The organism is Burkholderia sp. MSMB1459WGS (genome assembly GCF_001534535.1).
In the GTDB taxonomy this organism is placed as follows: domain Bacteria; phylum Pseudomonadota; class Gammaproteobacteria; order Burkholderiales; family Burkholderiaceae; genus Burkholderia.
The window spans coordinates 47,877-65,285 of sequence record NZ_LPMU01000007.1 but is presented as its reverse complement, the minus strand read 5'-3'; the positions used below and the strand labels follow the sequence as shown (position 1 = coordinate 65,285).

Sequence of the window (17,409 nt, the reverse complement as noted above, 5' to 3'; positions counted from 1 at the left end):
GCGGCCACAAGCCCGGCTTTCCCTTGGCCTGTCAGGCCGGCTGTGCGTGCGCGGCGTCGAGCGCGCGCTGCACGCCCGCGTCGGCCAGCACGTCGTCGAGCGTCTTGCGCACGCGTTCGAACAGCAGGTCGAACTCGCCCGCGGTGAAGCTCAGTGCCGGCGCGAAGCCGAGCACGCCGTCGCCGAACGCGCGAAACACCACGCCGTTCGCGTACGCGGCGGCCGCGATCTTGTCCGGCACGTTCAGCGCCGCGTCGAAGCGCGTCTTGCGGGCCTTGTCGGTCACGAGTTCGAGTGCGCCGAGCAGGCCGACCGAGCGTGCGTCGCCGACGAGCGGATGCGCGCGCAGCGCGTCGAGCCCCGCGGCGAAGCGCGGCGCCATCGCCTGGCCGTTCGCGAGCAGCCCGCCTTCGTGATAGAGCTTCAGCACCTCGAGGCCGATCGCCGCGCTGACCGGGTGCGCGGAATACGTATGGCCGTGGCCGACCACGGGCGAATCGGCGCGCTCGCCCGCGATCCCTTCGTAGATTTCGTCGGACATCAGCACCGCGCCCATCGGCGCATAGCCGGCGGTCAGGCCCTTCGCGACGGTCATCAGGTCCGGGTCGACCTGTTCGGCCTCGCATGCGAACAGCGGGCCCGTGCGGCCGAAGCCGGTGATCACCTCGTCGGCGACGAACAGGATGCCGAGGCGCCGGCACGCGTCGCGCATCGCCTTCAGCCAGCCGGCCGGCGGCACGATCACGCCGCCGGAACCCTGCACCGGTTCGCAGAAGAATGCGGCGACGTTGTCCGTGCCGAGTTCGGCGACCTTCGCTTCGAGTGCGGCGACCGACGCGGCGATCAGCGCCTGCGGATCGTCGCCGAGCGGATGGCGGTATGGGTACGGCGACGGAATATGGTGCTGGTCCGCGCGCGGCAGGTCGAAGTGACGGTGGAACGCCGGCAGCGCGGTGAGGCCGGCGCCGATCGACGACGAGCCGTGATAGCCGCGCTCCAGCGCGATCATCTGCTTCTTCGACGGGCGGCCGGTCGCGTTGAAATAATGCGTGATGAAACGCACCGCCGAGTCGATCGCGTCCGAGCCGCCGAGCGTGAAGTACACGCGGTTCAGCGACGGCGGCGCGAGCGCGGCGAGGCGTTCGGCGAGTTCGATCGCCGGCTGCGAGCCGAAATGGAAATAACCGGTCGCGTAGGGCAGCTTCGCCATCTGGTCGGCGGCGGCTTTCACGATGCTGTCGCGGCCGTAGCCGACGTTCACGCACCACAGGCCCGAGAACGCGTCGAGCAGCGTGTGGCCCGCGGCGTCGCGCAGGAACACGCCGTCCGCGGATTCCAGCACGGTGACGCCGCGCGCCTCGTGCGCACGGTAGTTGACGACGGGATGGATCAGGTGTTGACGATCGGCTTCGATCAGCGCGGCTTGGTTCATGGGAAGGCAGGACTCTCGTCAGGTGTCAGCGGTGAGTTCATGCTACCGGGCGAGAAATCCGACCGTGTCTTCAATTTGCGGCTCGAAACGTATGCGCGCGGCGTTTGTGCGGGGCGCTTCGGCATTTTCTGCTGCGCGCCCGACGGGGCCGGGCGTGCCCGTCAGTAGCCGCGCGCGCGATCGACGACGCCGATCATCGGCTGGCCCGCGCGATGGCGAGCGAGGTTCGCGAGCACGGCGTCGACCGCGGTGTCGGGCCGCGTCGCGCTGGCGATGTGCGGCGTGATGCGAATGCGCGGATGCGACCAGAACGGATGGCCGGCCGGCAGCGGTTCGGGATCCGTCACGTCGAGGATCGCGCTGTCGACGCGGCCGCTCGCGAGCGCCGCGAGCAGTGCGGCTTCATCGAGGTGCGGCCCGCGCCCGACCTGCACGAGCGATGCGCCGGCCGGCAGCGCGTCGAACACGCGCGCGCCGAGCAGCCCGCGCGTGCTGTCGGTGAGCGGCAGCAGGCAGATCAGGATGTCGGTGCGGGCGAGAAACGCATCGAGCGCCGCATCGCCTGCATAGCAGTCGACGCCGTCGAGCGTGCGCGGCGTGCGGCTCCAGCCGGCGCACGGGAAACCGAAGCGCCGCAGCGTGTCGAGCACAGCCTGGCCGAGCGTGCCGAGCCCGAGCACGCCGACGCGTCGCGACGCGGCCGCGCGCACGGGATGCTCGCGCCACACCTGGTCGCGCTGCTGGGCCGCATAGTCGAACAGGTCGCGATGGATCGTCAGTACGGCCTGCGTCACGTATTCGACCATCCCTTCGACGATACCTGGTTCGATCATCCGCACGACGGGGATGTGCGGCGGCACGCGCGACAGGTCGAACTGGTCGATGCCGGCGCCGACCGAGAACACGACTTCGAGATTCGGCAGCAGCGCGACCGGATTGTCCGGCGGCTGCCATGCGGCGAGATAGCGGACGGCTTCGGCGTCGCCGAGGTCCGGCCAGATCCGGAACGGCAGGTCCGGCGCCCGTTGCGCGAAGCGCGCCGCCCACTGCGCGCCGCGCACCGGGTCGGCCTTGTAGAGAAAGCTCATCGTGCGCTCCGCTCAGCCGAGCGCCTGGTTCACGATCGCGAACGCGCGCAGCGCCGGGTTGCGTTCGGGCGTCGCGCCGCGCGCCATCGCGACGACGGTGTCGACGCGCGGCAGCCCGAGCCCCTGCAGCCAGTCGGACAGCCCGCTGTCGCCCGGTACGTCGAGCCGCACGAACATGCCCTCGTGCAGCGCGAGCCAGTGGCTGATCAGCGCTTGCGCGCGCAGCGCATCCGGCGCGATCACCGGGCCGATCACGTGGCCGCGGCCGAACCGGCGGAACAGCGCAAAGCCGAGCAACTCGCCGTCGCGATCGAGCGCGATCCCGTTCGCGACGTCGAGCAGCGCCTCGATCACCGCGCCGCGTTCGTAGCCGGCCGCGCGCGACGCGAGCGCGGCGAGGCGCGGCCCGTCGTTGGTGCCGAGCGGGCGCAGGCGCTCGCCGGGCGGCAGCGAGATCAGCGGAGGCTGGAACGCCGCGCCCTGATGCTGATCGATCGTATCGATCGCGGCGAAGCCGAATTTCGCGTACAGCGGCTCGCCCGCCGGCGTCGCATGCAGAAAAATGGTCCGCGTGCCGAGGCTGTCGACGATGCGGGTCATCAGCTCGCGCCCGATGCCGCAGCCCTGGCGTTCGGGCGACACGATGACCATGCCGAGCGACGCGTGCGATTCGCCGAAGCGCCAGCCGAGCGCGGTACCGACGACGCCGGTTTCGTCTTCGGCGACGAAGCCGCTGCCGAGCTGGAACGCGAAGCGCCAGTCGTCGAGCCGGTGCGGCCACTTGACCGCCTCCGACAGTCGGTGGGCGGCAGGCAGGTCGGATTCGGCGAACGGGCGATAGATGAGCGTGCGGGAAGGATTGAGGTCGGACACGCCGGACTCCGGATGGGTGGGAACGATCCGTTCACTCTGCCAGCGCGGTGGCGGCACGGATAGGACGATTCGCCTGTTTTCCGGCGGCGGCGGGCGTGCCCGCGAGATCGATGCAAACCGGCGCGATCGGCGCGAACGAACGCGCGGATCGTGCCGGCGCGGCACGTCGATCCGGTCACATGTGCTGTGGAATGCCACTACGATGAAGCACGCCACAGCCACAGCCACCGCCTGCCGAAGCGCCGCACCGGCAGGCGAGCCCGCTGCGGTAGCGAGGCGCCCCTCGGCCGGCCCCCGCCGCGCCCGATCGCGCCGCAGATCGTGCTGCATGTGGCGGGCAACACGCGGCGATTCTGCGTTTTGAGCGGCGCGGAACGACGCGCGAACGACTTTTTGCCCTGATTCAATTTCGTTGAACCCAGCCATCCCCGGCCCTGCCGGGGCTTCACACCGACAGGACGTCACCATGATCCAGTTTGAACCGAAGTACATCACCTTCGACTGCTACGGCACGCTGACCCATTTCCGGATGGCCGAGACGGCGCGCGAAATCTATGCGGACCGGCTGTCGCCGGCCGCGATGGAGGCATTCGTGCGCGCGTTCGCCGCCTATCGGCTCGACGAGGTGCTCGGCGCGTGGAAGCCGTACCGCGACGTCGTGGTCAACGCGGTCCGCCGCACCTGCGCGCGGCTCGGCGTGAAGTTCGACGAAGCCGAGGCCGAGCTCTTCTATCATGCGGTGCCGACCTGGGGCCCGCACCCGGACGTGCCGGCCGGGCTGTCGCGGCTGGCGTCGAAGTACAAGCTGGTGATCCTGTCGAACGCGATGGACGACCAGATCATGAGCAACGTCGACAAGCTCGGCGCGCCGTTCCACGCCGTGTTCACCGCGCAGCAGGCGCAATCGTACAAGCCGCGGATGCAGGGCTTCGAATACATGTTCGACAAGCTGGGCTGCAAGCCGGAGGACGTGCTGCACGTGTCGTCGAGCCTGCGCTACGACTTGATGACGGCCGAGGATCTCGGCATCAAGCACAAGGCGTTCGTGAACCGCGGCCACGAGCCAGGCACGCCGTTCTACAACTATTACGAAGTGTCGGACATCGGCCAGCTCGCGACGCAGCTCGGGCTGTAAGCGACGCGTTTCTCCGGCGCCGCGCCGCGCACACCTGCCGCCGCCTGTCGCGATCCCGGGGGAAATCCCGCGCAGGCGGCAGGCTGCCGGCGTCGCCACGTCGCGCAAGCCTGCGCGCATTCGCGCCGCGCGTTCGGCATGAGCGCGTCGAGGCCGGCGAACAATCCTCTGAACTTTCACGCGCGTCGGCATGCGGCCGGCACACGCCGGCGGTCCCCGGCGCACGCAGCAATTCATGCTGCGCAGGCTACCCAAAACGGTCGATTCGTATCGTGAGGGCGCCTCGAATCGGGACAACCGGCATTTTGGCGATGCTTAAATGAATTGCATGTGAACGACGTCGTACCCGCCACCAGCAAGCGGGCACGGCGGGATTGAACAACCACGCTGGACCCTTGGACCCACTTTCCACAGTCAGGAGCAGTTCGGATGAGCGACGATATCGACAATGGCGGCAAGGGCGGCTTCACGCGCCGCGACATGATGAAGGTCATGGCGGCGGGCGGCATGATGGCTGCCGGTGCCGGCGGACTGCTGATGACCCCCGGCTCGGCATTCGCCGCGCCCGCGCCGAAGCGCGGCGGCAAGATCCGGGTCGCGAACGAATCCGGCTCGACGGCCGATACGCTCGACCCGGCCAAGGGCTCGACGGGCGCGGACTACACGCGCTTCTTCATGTTCTACAGCGGCCTCACACAGCTCGATGCGAGCCTGACGCCGCAGATGAACCTCGCCGAGTCGCTGCAGACGACCGATGCGAAGACCTGGGTCATCAAGCTGCGCAAGGGCGTCACGTTCCACGACGGCAAGCCGGTCGGCCCGGCCGACGTGGTGTATTCGCTGATGCGCCACAAGAACCCGGCCACCGCGTCGAAGGTCAAGCCGCTCGCCGAGCAGTTCGCCGACGCGAAGGCGACCGGCCCCGACGAAGTCACGCTGACGCTCGCGAGCGCGAACGCCGATCTGCCGGTGATCCTCGCGACGCCGCAGCTCGTGATCGTCAAGGACGGCACGACCGACTTCTCGACCGGCATCGGCTGCGGCCCGTACAAGCTGAAATCGTTCAAGCCGGGCGTATCGACCGTCGGCGTGCGCAACGACAGCTACTTCAAGCCGGGCAGGCCGTATCTCGACGAGATCGAGCTGATCGGCATCAGCGACAGCGCCGCGCGCCTGAACGCGCTGCTGTCGGGCGACGTGCACCTGATCAACGCGATCGATCCGCGTTCGACGCAGCGGGTCTCGTCGACGCCGGGCTACGCGCTGAAGGAAACCAAGTCGGGCCTCTATACCGACCTGATCGCGCGCACCGACAACCCGATCGTCGCGAATCCCGATTTCGTCGAAGGGATGAAGTACCTGTTCGATCGCGAGCAGATCCGCTCGGCGGTGTTCCGCGGCTACTCGGTGATCGGCAACGACCAGCCGATTCCGCCGGGCCATCGCTACTTCAACGCATCGCTGCCGCAGCGGCCGCACGATCCGGACAAGGCGAAATTCCTGCTCCAGAAGGCGGGGGCGCTCGGCGCCACGCTGCCGCCGATCTATGCGACCTCCGACGCGAACGGGTCGATCGAAATGGCCGTGCTGCTGCAGCAGGCCGGCCAGAAGATCGGCCTGAACCTGCAGGTCAACCGCGCGTCGCCCGACGGCTACTGGTCGAACCACTGGATGAAGCACCCGCTCACCTTCGGCAACATCAACCCGCGCTCGAGCGCCGACGTGCTGTTCACGCAGTTCTTCAAGTCGGATGCGCCGTGGAACGAGTCGGGCTGGAAGAATGCGAAGTTCGACCAGTTGCTGCTCGCCGCGCGCTCGGAAACCGACGACGCGAAGCGCAAGCAGATGTACGGCGACATGCAGGCGATCGTGTCGCAGCAGGGCCGGGTCGGCATTCCGGCGTTCATCAGCTTCCTCGACGGGTACGACAAGCGGCTCGCGGGCCTCGGTTCGATCCCGACCGGCGGGATGATGGGCTTCATGTTCGCCGAGAACGTGTGGTGGAACGCATGACGTTGTCGCTGGCCGCCGTCGCGCGGCCGGTGCGGGCCACCGCGCCGGCCACGCGCGGTCTTTTCGGGAGTCCCGCTCGATGAACCGAATTCTCATCGGACTGATCGGCCGGCGCATCGCGGTCACCGCGCTGACGCTGCTGATCGTGTCCGCGATCATCTTCACGATCACGAACCTGCTGCCGGGCGATGCCGCGCAGGCCGCGCTCGGCCAGTCGGCGACGCCGGAGACGGTCGCCGCGCTGCGCCAGCAGTTCGGTCTCGACATGCCGGCGCACGTGCGTTACGTGCACTGGCTCGCCGGGCTGTTGCACGGCGATTTCGGCCGGTCGCTGTCCGGCGACATGCCGGTGTCGGAGCTGATCGGCGGGCGCCTGCCGAAGTCGCTCGCACTCGCGGCGATCACGACCGCCGTATCGGTGCCGATCGCGCTGCTGCTCGGGATCCTCGCGGCGGTCAAGCGCGAGTCGGCGATCGACCGCGTGATCAGCCTCGGCACGCTGTCGCTCGTCGCGACGCCGGAGTTCCTGATCGCGACGGTCGCCGTGCTCGTGTTCGCGGTGAAGCTGCGCTGGCTGTCCGCGCTGTCGTACGGCGGCCCGATCGACAGCCTGCACGATTTCCTGCGTGCGTATGCGATGCCGGTGCTGACGCTGTGTGCGGTCGTGATCGCGCAGATGGCGCGCATGACGCGCGCCGCGGTGATCGAGCAGTTGAGCGCGTCGTATGTCGAGATGGCCGTGCTCAAGGGCGCGAGCCCCGCGCGCGTCGTGCTGCGCCACGCGCTGCCGAACGCGATCGGCCCGATCGCCAACGCGATCGCGTTGAGCCTGTCGTATCTGCTCGGCGGCGTGATCGTCGTCGAGACGATCTTCAACTATCCGGGCCTCGCGAGCCTGATGGTCGACGCCGTCAGCAACCGCGATTTCCCGTTGGTCCAGGCGTGCACGCTGATCTTCTGCGTCGCTTACCTGACGCTCGTGCTGTTCGCCGACCTGTGCTCGATCGTGTCGAACCCGCGACTGCGGACCTGAGCGTCCCCGTCCACCTTCCGAGATGCCGCCCATGCACCCGACCGAACCCGTTCATCGCAGCAGCGCGCTGCCGCCGTCAGGCGAGCCGCGCTCGCCGTGGGGAGGCGCGACGCCGCCCGCGGCGCCGTCCCCCGACCAGCCGCGCAAGCGCCGCGGCGCACGCATCGGACTGACCGCCGGCGGCCGCGTCGGCCTGTCGATGGCCGGCCTGATGCTGTTCGTCGCGGTGTTCGCGCCGCTCCTCGCACCGCACGACGTCGGCGCGATCGTCACGCCGGACGTGTTCGCGCCGTTCAGCGCGAAGCTGCCGTTCGGCTCCGACTTCCTCGGCCGCGACATGCTGAGCCGCATCCTGTACGGCACGCGGCTGACCGTGCTGCTCGCGCTGGCCGCGGTGCTGCTCGCCGCGGTGACCGGCACGACGCTCGGGCTGCTCGCGACCGTGTCGGGCCGCGCGGTCGACGAGACGATGAGCCGGCTGCTCGACGCGCTCACGTCGATTCCGTCGAAGATGTTCGCGCTGATGTTCGTCGCCGCGTTCGGCTCGTCATTGCCGCTGCTGGTCCTCACCGCGGCGGTCAGCTACATGCCGGGCTCGTACCGGATCGCGCGCGCGCTGGCCGTCAACATCAGCACACTCGAATTCGTGCAGGTGGCCAGGGCGCGCGGCGAAAGCGCGCTGTACATCGCGTGCGTCGAGATGCTGCCGAACATGATCCATCCGATGCTGGCGGACACCGGGCTGCGCTTCACGTTCGTCGTGCTGCTGCTGAGCGGCCTGAGCTTTCTCGGGCTCGGCGTGCAGCCGCCGTATGCAGACCTCGGCTCGCTCGTGCGCGAGAACATCGCGAGCCTCGGCGACGGCTCGGCCGTCGCGATCATGCCCGCGGTCGCGATCGCGATCCTGACGGTGGGCGTCAACCTGATGATCGACGGTCTGCCGCATCGCGGCCGCCGCAAGGGCGCGGCCGGCGCCGCCGGAGGACACTGATGCGACACGAATCGAATCCGCTCGTCGAGGTGCGCGGGCTGCGCGTGGTCGGTGGCCGGCCGGGCGGCGAGGAAACGACGATCGTCCACGGCGTCGACTTCGAGATCGGGCGCGGCGAGGTGCTCGCGCTGATCGGCGAATCGGGCTCCGGCAAGACGACGATCGCGCTGTCGCTGATGGGCCATGCGCGCGCCGGATGCCGGATCGCCGGCGGCACGGTGAAGCTCGACGGCACCGACGTATGTACGCTTTCGGCGCAAGCGCTGACCGCGCTGCGCGGCCGCAAGGTCGCGTATATCGCGCAGAGCGCGGCCGCCGCCTTCAATCCGTCGCGCACGATTCTCGACCAGGTGATCGAGAGCGCGCTGATCCACAAGACGATGACGAAGCGCGACGCGCAGGCGAAGGCGATCGAGCTGTTTCGCGCGCTCGCGCTGCCGGAGCCGGAGACGATCGGCAAGCGCTATCCGCACCAGGTATCGGGCGGCCAACTGCAGCGGCTGATGGCCGCGATGGCGCTGATCACCGATCCCGAGCTGGTGATCCTCGACGAGCCGACCACGGCGCTCGACGTGACCACGCAGATCGACGTGCTGCAGGCGTTCAAGAACGTGATCCGGCGCTACGGGATGAGTGCGGTGTACGTATCGCACGACCTGGCCGTGGTCGCGCAGATGGCCGACCGGATCGTCGTGCTGAGCGACGGCGTGATCCGCGAGGCGGGCGACACCGAACAGATCCTGCATGCGCCGACGCACCCGTACACGCAGAGCCTGATCGCGGCGGTCACGCCGAACGATGCCGAACGCGGCGCGCAGGCGCAAGCACCGGAGCCGGCCGCATCGGCGCCGCTGCTCGACGTGCGCGGCGCGATCGCGGGCTATGGTGGCCGCACCGCGAACGGCTGGCCCGCGAAGGTCATCCTGCATGAAGTCGACCTGCGCATCGGGCGCGGGCAGACGGTCGGCGTGATCGGCGAATCGGGCTCCGGCAAGACGACGCTCGCGAAGGTGATCGCGGGCCTCGTGCCGGCGACCGGCGGCGAGATCCTGCTCGACGGCGTGCCGCTCGCGCGCGATATCGGCAAGCGCACCAAGGAGCAGCATCGCCGCGTGCAGATCGTGTTCCAGAACGCCGATACCGCGCTCAACCCGGTGCATACCGTCGAGCGCACGCTCGCACGGCCGCTCGCGTTCTACCACGGGATCAAGGGCGCGCGTGCACGCCAGCGCGTCGCGGAGCTGCTCGAGCTCGTGCGGCTGCCGCCGGCGGTGGCCTCGCGGCGTACCGGCGAGCTGTCGGGCGGGCAGAAGCAGCGCGTGAACCTCGCGCGTGCGCTCGCGGCCGAGCCCGACCTGATCCTGTGCGACGAGGTCACGTCGGCGCTCGACACGGTGGTCGGCGCCGCGATCATCGAGCTGCTGCGCGACCTGCAGGCGAAGCTCGGCGTGTCGTACGTGTTCATCACGCACGACATCGCGAAGGTGCGCGCGATCAGCGACGACATCGTCGTGCTGTATGCGGGCCGCCGCGTGGAGACGGGCAGCCGCGACGCGCTGTGCGCGCCGCCTTATCACCCGTATTCGCACTTGCTGGTGTCGTCCGCGCCGGAGTTGCGTTCGGGCTGGCTCGACGATGCGGCCGAGCGTTGTCACCGGCCGCTGGTGCCGATCGGCGAGCGCGAGAACGAGGCCGAGCTGTGTCCGTTCCTGGCGCGCTGCGCGATGCGCGTGGACGGCGTGTGCAACCGGACGGCCCCGTCGCTGCGCACGCTCGGCAACGGCGCGCAGGTGCTGTGCCATCGCAGCGAGGAAGATCTCGCGCGCTTCCAGGCAGAGCCGGTTTCCGCCGGCGTCACGCCGGTGCAGCTGTAGTACGCACCGCGCGAACCGTTCATCGCGCGGTGCGGTGGACGGCCCGCCGCATAGTCTGCTGCGACGGTCGCGCAAAACGGCGATTTGTACGCGTGCCGCGCGCGAATACGCGGCAACTGCGGTTTTTGCCAGTGGTTAAATGATTCGCATTGAATGGGTGCCGTTCGTCGTTGCCGGCATGCACAAAGGATCCGATGAAACTGGAATCGTACTGGCTGGATACACGCCCCGCGTTTCGCGCCGGCAGCGTCGGCCCCGTCGAAGGGCGCGCCGACGTGGCCGTGATCGGCGGTGGCTTCACCGGCTTGTCGGCGGCGCTCGCGCTCGCGCAGCGCGGCGTATCGGTGGTCGTGCTCGAAGCCGCGCAGGTCGCAGGTGAAGCGTCCGGCCGCAACGGCGGCCAGTGCAATACGGGCGTCGCGCAGGACTACGCGTCGCTGGCCGCGCGCATCGGCGCCGCGCAGGCGAAGCAGTTTTATCTCGCGTACGAAAGCGCGGTGAAGAGCGTCGAGGCGATCGTGACCGAACAGGCGATCGACTGCGATTTCCGGCGCGCCGGCAAGCTGAAGCTCGCCGCGAAGCCGCAGCATTTCGCGGGGCTCGAAAAAACCTTCAACGCGTTGCGGCGCGACGTCGATCCGGATATCGAACTGATCGAGCCGTCGCGGATCCGCGATGAAATCGCATCCGACGGTTTTTACGGTGGGCTCCTGCAGCGCAACGGCGCGCAGATGCACATGGGCAAGTTCGGCGTCGGGCTCGCGCAAGCGGCCGTGCGTGCCGGCGCACGCGTGTACGAGCACGCGGCCGTCACGCAGCTCGAGCGGCTCGACGGCGAGCGCCACCGGGTCGCCTGCACCCGCGGCACGCTCGTCGCCGACCGCGTGCTGATCGCGACCGGCGCGTCGCAGCACGGGCCGTTCGCGTGGTTCCGGCGGCGCATCGCGCCGGTCGGCAGCTTCATCGTCGTGACCGAGCCGCTGCCCGACGCGCAGTTGAACCGGCTGTTTCCGCATCGCCGTGCGTACGTGACGTCGCGCCAGATCGGCAACTACTTCCGCGTGACGCCCGACAACCGGCTGCTGTTCGGCGGCCGCGCGCGTTTCGCGATGTCGAGCCCGCGCTCCGACGCGAAGAGCGGCGACATCCTGCGCGCCGGCATGGCCGGCTATTTCCCCGAACTGGCCGGCGTGCGGCTCGACTACTGCTGGGGCGGCCTCGTCGACATCACCGCCGACCGGCTGCCGCGCGCGGGCCAGCACGACGGGCTCTATTACTCGATGGGCTACAGCGGCCACGGCGTGCAGATGTCGGTGCACATGGGCCGCGTGATGGCGGACGTGCTGTATGGCGCGGCCGCGTCGAACCCGTGGCGCGAACTCGACTGGCCGGCGATGCCCGGCCATTTCGGGCACGCGTGGTTCTTGCCGCTCGTCGGCGCGTATTACCGGATGCAGGATTTCCTGCATTGATGCGAGCGCCGGGAGAACTCGATATGACAGTGCAATTCGTTGGCTCGCCGCGTGTCGCGCGGCCCGTCTCGCCGGCGATCGGCGACGTGCTGCGCACGATCGACGTGTCGTTCGCGCAGCCGCTGAACCTCGATACGCTCGCGGCGGTGGCCGGGCTGAGCGTGTCGCGTTTCACCGCGCGCTTTCGCAGCGAAACCGGGCTGTCGCCGCACCGGTATCTGTGTCTCGTGCGGGTACGGCGGGCGCAGGACCTGTTGCGCGCCGGTCTCGCGCCGTCGGTCGTCGCGACCGACGTCGGCTTCTTCGATCAGAGCCATCTGTGCCGGCATTTCCGGCGCGTGCTCGGGATCACGCCGCGCGACTACGTGGTCGCCCGAACGGGCGGCGCGCCGGCGCGAGCGACGGCGACGCGCGTGCGCAGCGAACGCCGCGATGCGTCGTATCACGCGGCTTGAGCACGGGCATGGACGACGTGCCCCGCTGAGGACGTCCGGCAGGCGCGCCGGCGAACGACGATTTCCGATATCGCGTGACAGCTTCCGAACGAATCCGTCACGCACCGCACAGGAGCAGAAATGACCGCAGTTTTCGTGTTGCATCGTGCCGACGGCGCACCTTCTTCCACCACGTTCCGCAAGCAGGCGTTCGGGGCGAGCGATCCGTTCGCGTCGCATCGCGAGATCGCGTGGGAAGGCCCCGACGCGATGGCCGCGGGGCGCATCGGCTTCGCGGGCGAACTGGACGTGGCGAATTTTCCGCACATCGAAACCCTCGTCGTCGTCCAGGGCGAACTGACGCTCGAAGCGGCCGGGGCCGCACCGCTCGTGGTCGGCCCGGGACAGGGCGCCGTCATCGGTGGCGGCACGGCGCTGCGCATCGCCGCGCAAACGCCGGTGCTGCTGATGTTCTGCGCGGCAGCGTGCGCGCAACCGACGAAACGCGGCCTCTTTGCGCTGCGCGCCGACGCGGACTTCAAACCGTCCGCCACGCTGCCGGCCGAGGTATTGCTCGGCCCCGCGCCGCAATGCCGCAGCGACAACGTGTTCACCGACGACGGCGCCGGGTACTGCGCGGGCACATGGGATTCGACGCCGTATCACCGGATCGTCCGGCCGCATCGCGCGAACGAGTTCATGTTCCTGCTGGACGGCGGCGTCCGGTTCGCGGCGCCCGACGGCAGCGTGCTGGCGCTCGGCGCCGGCGACGCGCTGTTCGTGCCGCGCGGCGCGGCGATCGGGTGGGAAAGCAGCGAGCGCGTGGCGAAGTTCTACGTGATGCAGAACGTCAAACCCTCCACCGAACGAGACTGAGCATGTCCCCTCCGCTGCGCCATATCGAAACCTTGTCCACGCCGCCGGCCGCGGCCGACGTCGTCGTGATCGGCGGCGGCATCATCGGCGTCTTCACCGCCTACTATCTGGCCCGCCGCGGTATATCGGTCGCGCTCGTCGAGAAGGGGCGCATCGGCGCCGAACAATCGAGCCGCAACTGGGGCTGGTGCCGGCAGCAGAACCGCGACGCGCGCGAGTTGCCGATGGCGAGCAAGAGCATCGATCTGTGGGAACGATTCGCCGCCGAATCCGGCGAAGACACCGGCTTTCATCGCTGCGGGCTGCTGTATCTCAGCAACGACGAGGCCGAGCTGTCCCGCTGGGCCAGCTGGGGCGAATTCGCGAAGACCGCAGGCGTGACCACGTACATGCTCGACAGCAAGCAGGCGGCCGAGCGTGGACGGGCAACCGGGCGGCAATGGAAGGGCGGCGTGTTCTCGCCGACCGACGGCACGGCCGATCCCGGCAAGGCCGCGCCGGCCGTGGCCGCCGCGCTGATCAAGCTGGGCGGCAGTGTCCATCAGCACTGCGCGGCGCGCGGCATCGAGCTCGAAGGCGGCCATGTCGCCGGCGTCGTCACCGAAGCCGGCGTCATCAAGACCCGAACGGCCGTGATGGCCGGCGGCGCATGGGCGTCGTCGTTCTGCCGCCAGCTCGGCATCCGGTTTCCGCAGGCATCGATCCGTCAGTCGATCCTGAGCGTGTCGCCCGTCGAAACGCCGCTGCCGGATGCGATGTATACGTCCGGCGTGTCCGTGACGCGCCGCAGCGACGGCCGCTACGCGTTGGCGATCAGCGGCCGCGCGCGCGTGGACCTGACGCCGCAGTTCCTGCGCTTCGCGCCGCAATTCGTGCCGATGTTCGCGAAGCGCTGGCGCAACCTGCTGCCGGGCGGGCTCGAAGGCGTGCGCGGTGGCCATGAAACGTTGAAGCGCTGGCGCCTCGACGCGCCGACGCCGATGGAAGCGGTACGCATTCTCGATCCGAAGCCCGACATGCCGACGGTCACCGAAACGTATCGCCGCGCGGCCGAACTGTTGCCCGAACTGCGCGACGCGAAGATCACGCACGCGTGGGCCGGGTACGTCGACAGCACGCCGGACGGCGTGCCGGGCATCGGCGAAGTGCCGGGCGTGCCGGGGCTGATCCTGGCGGCGGGTTTTTCGGGGCACGGCTTCGGGATCGGGCCGGGCGCCGGGCACCTGATCGCCGATCTCGCGTCCGGTGCGCAACCGTTCGTCGACCCGACGCCGTATCGGCCCGGCCGGTTCAGCGAGTCCGCATGGGGCAAGGTCGCGGATTTCTAGTGCAAGGCCGTCACGCGGGCGACGCGCGCCGATCCGGATCGCATGCGCGGCCGGATCGGCGCGGCGAACGTCCGCCGGCCCGACAGTGCGGTGCAGTGCGATGCGGTAACTTGGGAGTTTCCGATGCGTTTCAGTTCCTATTGGCTCGATACGTCGGAGCCGTTCGCGAGCAACTCGCCGGCGTTGCATGACGGAAGTTGCGACGTGGTGGTGGTGGGCGGCGGGATCACGGGCTCGGCGGCCGCCCTGGCGCTGGCGAAAAAAGGCGCGCGCGTGATCGTCTGCGAGGCGGGCACCGTCGGGCAGGCGGCGTCGGGGCGCAACGGCGGCATGTGCAACAACGGCTTCGCTCAGGATTACGCATCGCTGTCGCAGCGCATCGGCACGGAACTGGCCAACCGGCTCTATCTCGCGTTCGACGCGGGCGTCGACACGGTCGAGCGGCTGGTCAGGGAGGAGTCGATCGATTGCGATTTCGTGCGCCGCGGCAAGCTCAAGCTCGCGGCGAAGCCCGAGCACTACGACAAGCTCGTGCGCAGCCAGGCGCTGCTCGCGGCGAGCGTGGACCCCGACACGCGCATGGTCACGAAGGCGGAGCTACGCGACGAGATCGGTTCGAACCGATATCACGGCGGGCTGCTGTTCGGCAAGAGCGCCGGGATGCATGTCGGCCGTTATGTGCGCGGCCTCGCGCGCGCCGCGCAAGCACGCGGCGCGCACATTCTCGAGCATGCGCCGGTGTTCGGCCTGAAGCGGCAAGCGGGCGGCGCTTACGCGGTACGTACGCCGCTCGGCGAGATCCGCGCGCGTCAGGTGCTGCTCGCGAGCGGCATTTCGCAGGTCGGGCCGTTCGGCTGGGTTCGCCGCAGGATCGTGCCGGTCGGCGCGTTCATCATCGTCACCGAGCCGTTGCCGAACGACCTGCTCGACAGCTTGCTGCCGACGCGCCGGATGGTCACCGACACGAAGAACTTCGTGAATTTCTTTCGCGTCACGCCCGACAACCGGATGCTGTTCGGCGGGCGCGCGCGTTTTGCCGCGTCGAATCCGCGCTCCGACGAAAAGAGCGGGGCGATCCTGCGGCAGCAGATGGCCGCCGTGTTTCCCGAGCTGGCCGACGTACGCATCGACTACTGCTGGGGCGGGATGGTCGACATGACGGCCAACCGGCTGCCGCGCGCGGGCGAGCGCGACGGCATTTACTACTCGATGGGCTATAGCGGCCACGGCACGCACATGGCCACGCTGATGGGCACGCTGATGGCCGAGATCATGGACGGACGCGCCGACCTCAACCCGTGGAAAGGTTTCGACTGGCCCGCGATTCCGGGCCACTTCGGCAAACCCTGGTTCCTGCCGTTCGTCGGCACCTGGTATCGACTCAAGGACACCTTGCAATGAATTCACCCGTTGTTCGCCTGATGCAAGCCGGCCGGCTCGATCGCTTTTTCATCGACGGCGACTGGGTCATGCCGGACGGCCGCGACCGGTTCGCGGTCGTCAGTCCGTCCACCGAAGACACGCTGTGCGAGATCCCGCTCGGCAATGCGCGCGACGCCGACCGCGCGGTGCAGGCCGCGCGCCAAGCGTTCGAACGCTGGTCCGCGACGTCGCCGCATGAACGCGCGGCGCTGCTCGACCGCGTGCATGCGCTGATGCTGGAGCGCACCGAGCTGTTCGCGACCGCGCTCGCGCTGGAGATGGGCGCGCCGATCGGCTATGCACGCGGCGCGCACGTGCCGCTCGCGGCCGAACATATCCGCGTCGCACGCGACAACCTCGCGCGCTACCCGTTCGTCGAGCGGCGCGGGACGACTGCGGTCGTGCGCGAGCCGATCGGCGTGTGCGCGCTGATCACGCCGTGGAATTGGCCGATCTATCAGATCACCGCGAAGGTCGGGCCGGCGCTCGCGGCCGGCTGCACGGTGGTGCTGAAGCCGAGCGAGCTGTCGCCGCTCAGCGCGCTGCTGTTCGCGGAAGTGCTCGCCGATGCGGGCGTGCCCGCGGGCGTATTCAATCTCGTGAGCGGCAGCGGCGAGACGGTGGGGGCCGCGCTTTCGTCGCACCCGGCGGTCGACATGGTGTCGATCACCGGATCGACGCGCGCGGGCGTGCTCGTCGCGCAGGCGGCCGCGCCGACCGTCAAGCGCGTCGCGCAGGAACTGGGCGGCAAGTCGCCGAACGTCGTGCTGCCGGATGCGGACCTGTCGCGCGCGATCCCGCCTGGCGTGGCCGCCGCGTTCCGGAACATGGGGCAATCGTGCAGCGCGCCGACCCGCATGATCGTGCCGCGCGACGCGCTCGGCGAGGTCGAGGCGTTGGCCGTCGCGGCGATGCAAACGCTCGTGGTCGGCGATCCGTTCGACGAGGCCACGACGCACGGGCCGCTGGCCAATCGCGCGCAGTTCGGGCGGGTTGCGCAGATGATCGACGTGGGCATCGACGAACGCGCGAAGCTGATCGCCGGCGGCCCGGGCCGGCCCGCGGGTTTCGACAAGGGCTTCTATGCGCGGCCGACGATTTTCTCCGACGTGCGCACCGACATGGCCATCGCGCAGCAGGAAATCTTCGGTCCGGTCCTCGCGATCCTGCCTTACGATACCGTCGACGAAGCGATCGCCATCGCGAACGACACGGTCTACGGGCTCGGCGCGCACGTGCAGGGCACCGACAAGGAACGCGTACGCGCGGTGGCCGCACGCATCCGGGCAGGGCAGGTGCATCTGAACTACCCCGCATGGGATCCTCAGGCGCCGTTCGGCGGGTACAAGCAGTCGGGCAACGGCCGCGAGTACGGAGTCGAAGGGATGGAGGAGTACATGGAGGTCAAGTCCGTCCTGGGCTTTTACGATTGATGCGG

14 protein-coding genes are annotated in these 17,409 nt (G+C 69.2%); 11 read left to right on the top strand and 3 right to left on the bottom strand.

Going from position 1 to position 17,409, the window contains the following annotated elements; translation table 11 throughout:
* Positions 1-31: 31 nt before the first annotated feature.
* The 3 genes from WT97_RS03160 to WT97_RS03150 form a co-directional block, all read right to left on the bottom strand.
* Positions 32-1,432 (bottom strand): aspartate aminotransferase family protein, encoded by a 1,401-nt coding sequence (locus tag WT97_RS03160; protein WP_060352801.1) that lies wholly within the window; start codon positions 1,430-1,432, stop codon positions 32-34.
* Between the two features lie 161 nt (positions 1,433-1,593).
* The gene (locus tag WT97_RS03155; protein WP_060352800.1) at positions 1,594-2,520 is read right to left on the bottom strand and encodes a glyoxylate/hydroxypyruvate reductase A; all 927 of its coding nucleotides are present in this window, start codon (positions 2,518-2,520) and stop codon (positions 1,594-1,596) included.
* 12 nt (positions 2,521-2,532) lie between these two features.
* The gene (locus WT97_RS03150) at positions 2,533-3,393 is read right to left on the bottom strand and encodes a GNAT family N-acetyltransferase (RefSeq protein ID WP_060352799.1); all 861 of its coding nucleotides are present in this window, start codon (positions 3,391-3,393) and stop codon (positions 2,533-2,535) included.
* 466 nt (positions 3,394-3,859) lie between these two features.
* On the opposite strand from WT97_RS03150, the gene WT97_RS03145 reads away from it, so the two are divergent.
* The 11 genes from WT97_RS03145 to WT97_RS03095 all read left to right on the top strand — a co-directional run bounded on the left by WT97_RS03145 (position 3,860) and on the right by WT97_RS03095 (position 17,404).
* Positions 3,860-4,528, top strand: coding sequence for a haloacid dehalogenase type II (locus WT97_RS03145; RefSeq protein ID WP_034209116.1), 669 nt, complete (start codon positions 3,860-3,862; stop codon positions 4,526-4,528).
* 429 nt (positions 4,529-4,957) lie between these two features.
* Positions 4,958-6,541 (top strand): ABC transporter substrate-binding protein, encoded by a 1,584-nt coding sequence (locus WT97_RS03140; protein WP_060352798.1) that lies wholly within the window; start codon positions 4,958-4,960, stop codon positions 6,539-6,541.
* A 79-nt stretch (positions 6,542-6,620) separates the two neighbouring features.
* Entirely contained in the window at positions 6,621-7,574 is a 954-nt protein-coding gene (locus WT97_RS03135; protein WP_059506180.1) for an ABC transporter permease, read from the top strand.
* A 31-nt stretch (positions 7,575-7,605) separates the two neighbouring features.
* Positions 7,606-8,565 carry an ABC transporter permease gene (locus WT97_RS03130; protein ID WP_059506177.1) on the top strand — a complete coding sequence of 320 codons (960 nt, stop codon included), beginning with the start codon at positions 7,606-7,608 and terminating at the stop codon, positions 8,563-8,565.
* Positions 8,565-10,439: an ABC transporter ATP-binding protein gene (locus WT97_RS03125; protein WP_060352797.1), complete on the top strand. Its 1,875-nt coding sequence runs from the start codon at positions 8,565-8,567 to the stop codon at positions 10,437-10,439. Before WT97_RS03130 ends, WT97_RS03125 begins: the two co-directional genes overlap by 1 nt.
* Positions 10,440-10,633: 194 nt before the next feature.
* A complete protein-coding gene (locus WT97_RS03120; protein WP_060035129.1) occupies positions 10,634-11,911 on the top strand; it encodes an FAD-binding oxidoreductase in 1,278 nt (425 codons plus the stop codon).
* 23 nt (positions 11,912-11,934) lie between these two features.
* Complete coding sequence (locus WT97_RS03115; RefSeq protein WP_059506171.1) at positions 11,935-12,366, top strand: helix-turn-helix domain-containing protein; 432 nt, start codon at positions 11,935-11,937, stop codon at positions 12,364-12,366.
* Positions 12,367-12,486: 120 nt separating this feature from the next.
* On the top strand, positions 12,487-13,221 hold the full coding sequence (locus tag WT97_RS03110) for a cupin domain-containing protein (protein WP_060352796.1): 735 nt from the start codon (positions 12,487-12,489) through the stop codon (positions 13,219-13,221).
* A gap of 2 nt (positions 13,222-13,223) precedes the next feature.
* Entirely contained in the window at positions 13,224-14,549 is a 1,326-nt protein-coding gene (locus WT97_RS03105) for an FAD-binding oxidoreductase (protein WP_060352795.1), read from the top strand.
* Positions 14,550-14,672: 123 nt separating this feature from the next.
* The gene (locus WT97_RS03100; RefSeq protein WP_060352840.1) at positions 14,673-15,950 is read left to right on the top strand and encodes an FAD-binding oxidoreductase; all 1,278 of its coding nucleotides are present in this window, start codon (positions 14,673-14,675) and stop codon (positions 15,948-15,950) included.
* Positions 15,947-17,404 carry an aldehyde dehydrogenase family protein gene (locus WT97_RS03095; protein ID WP_060352794.1) on the top strand — a complete coding sequence of 486 codons (1,458 nt, stop codon included), beginning with the start codon at positions 15,947-15,949 and terminating at the stop codon, positions 17,402-17,404. Before WT97_RS03100 ends, WT97_RS03095 begins: the two co-directional genes overlap by 4 nt.
* Positions 17,405-17,409: the final 5 nt, after the last annotated feature.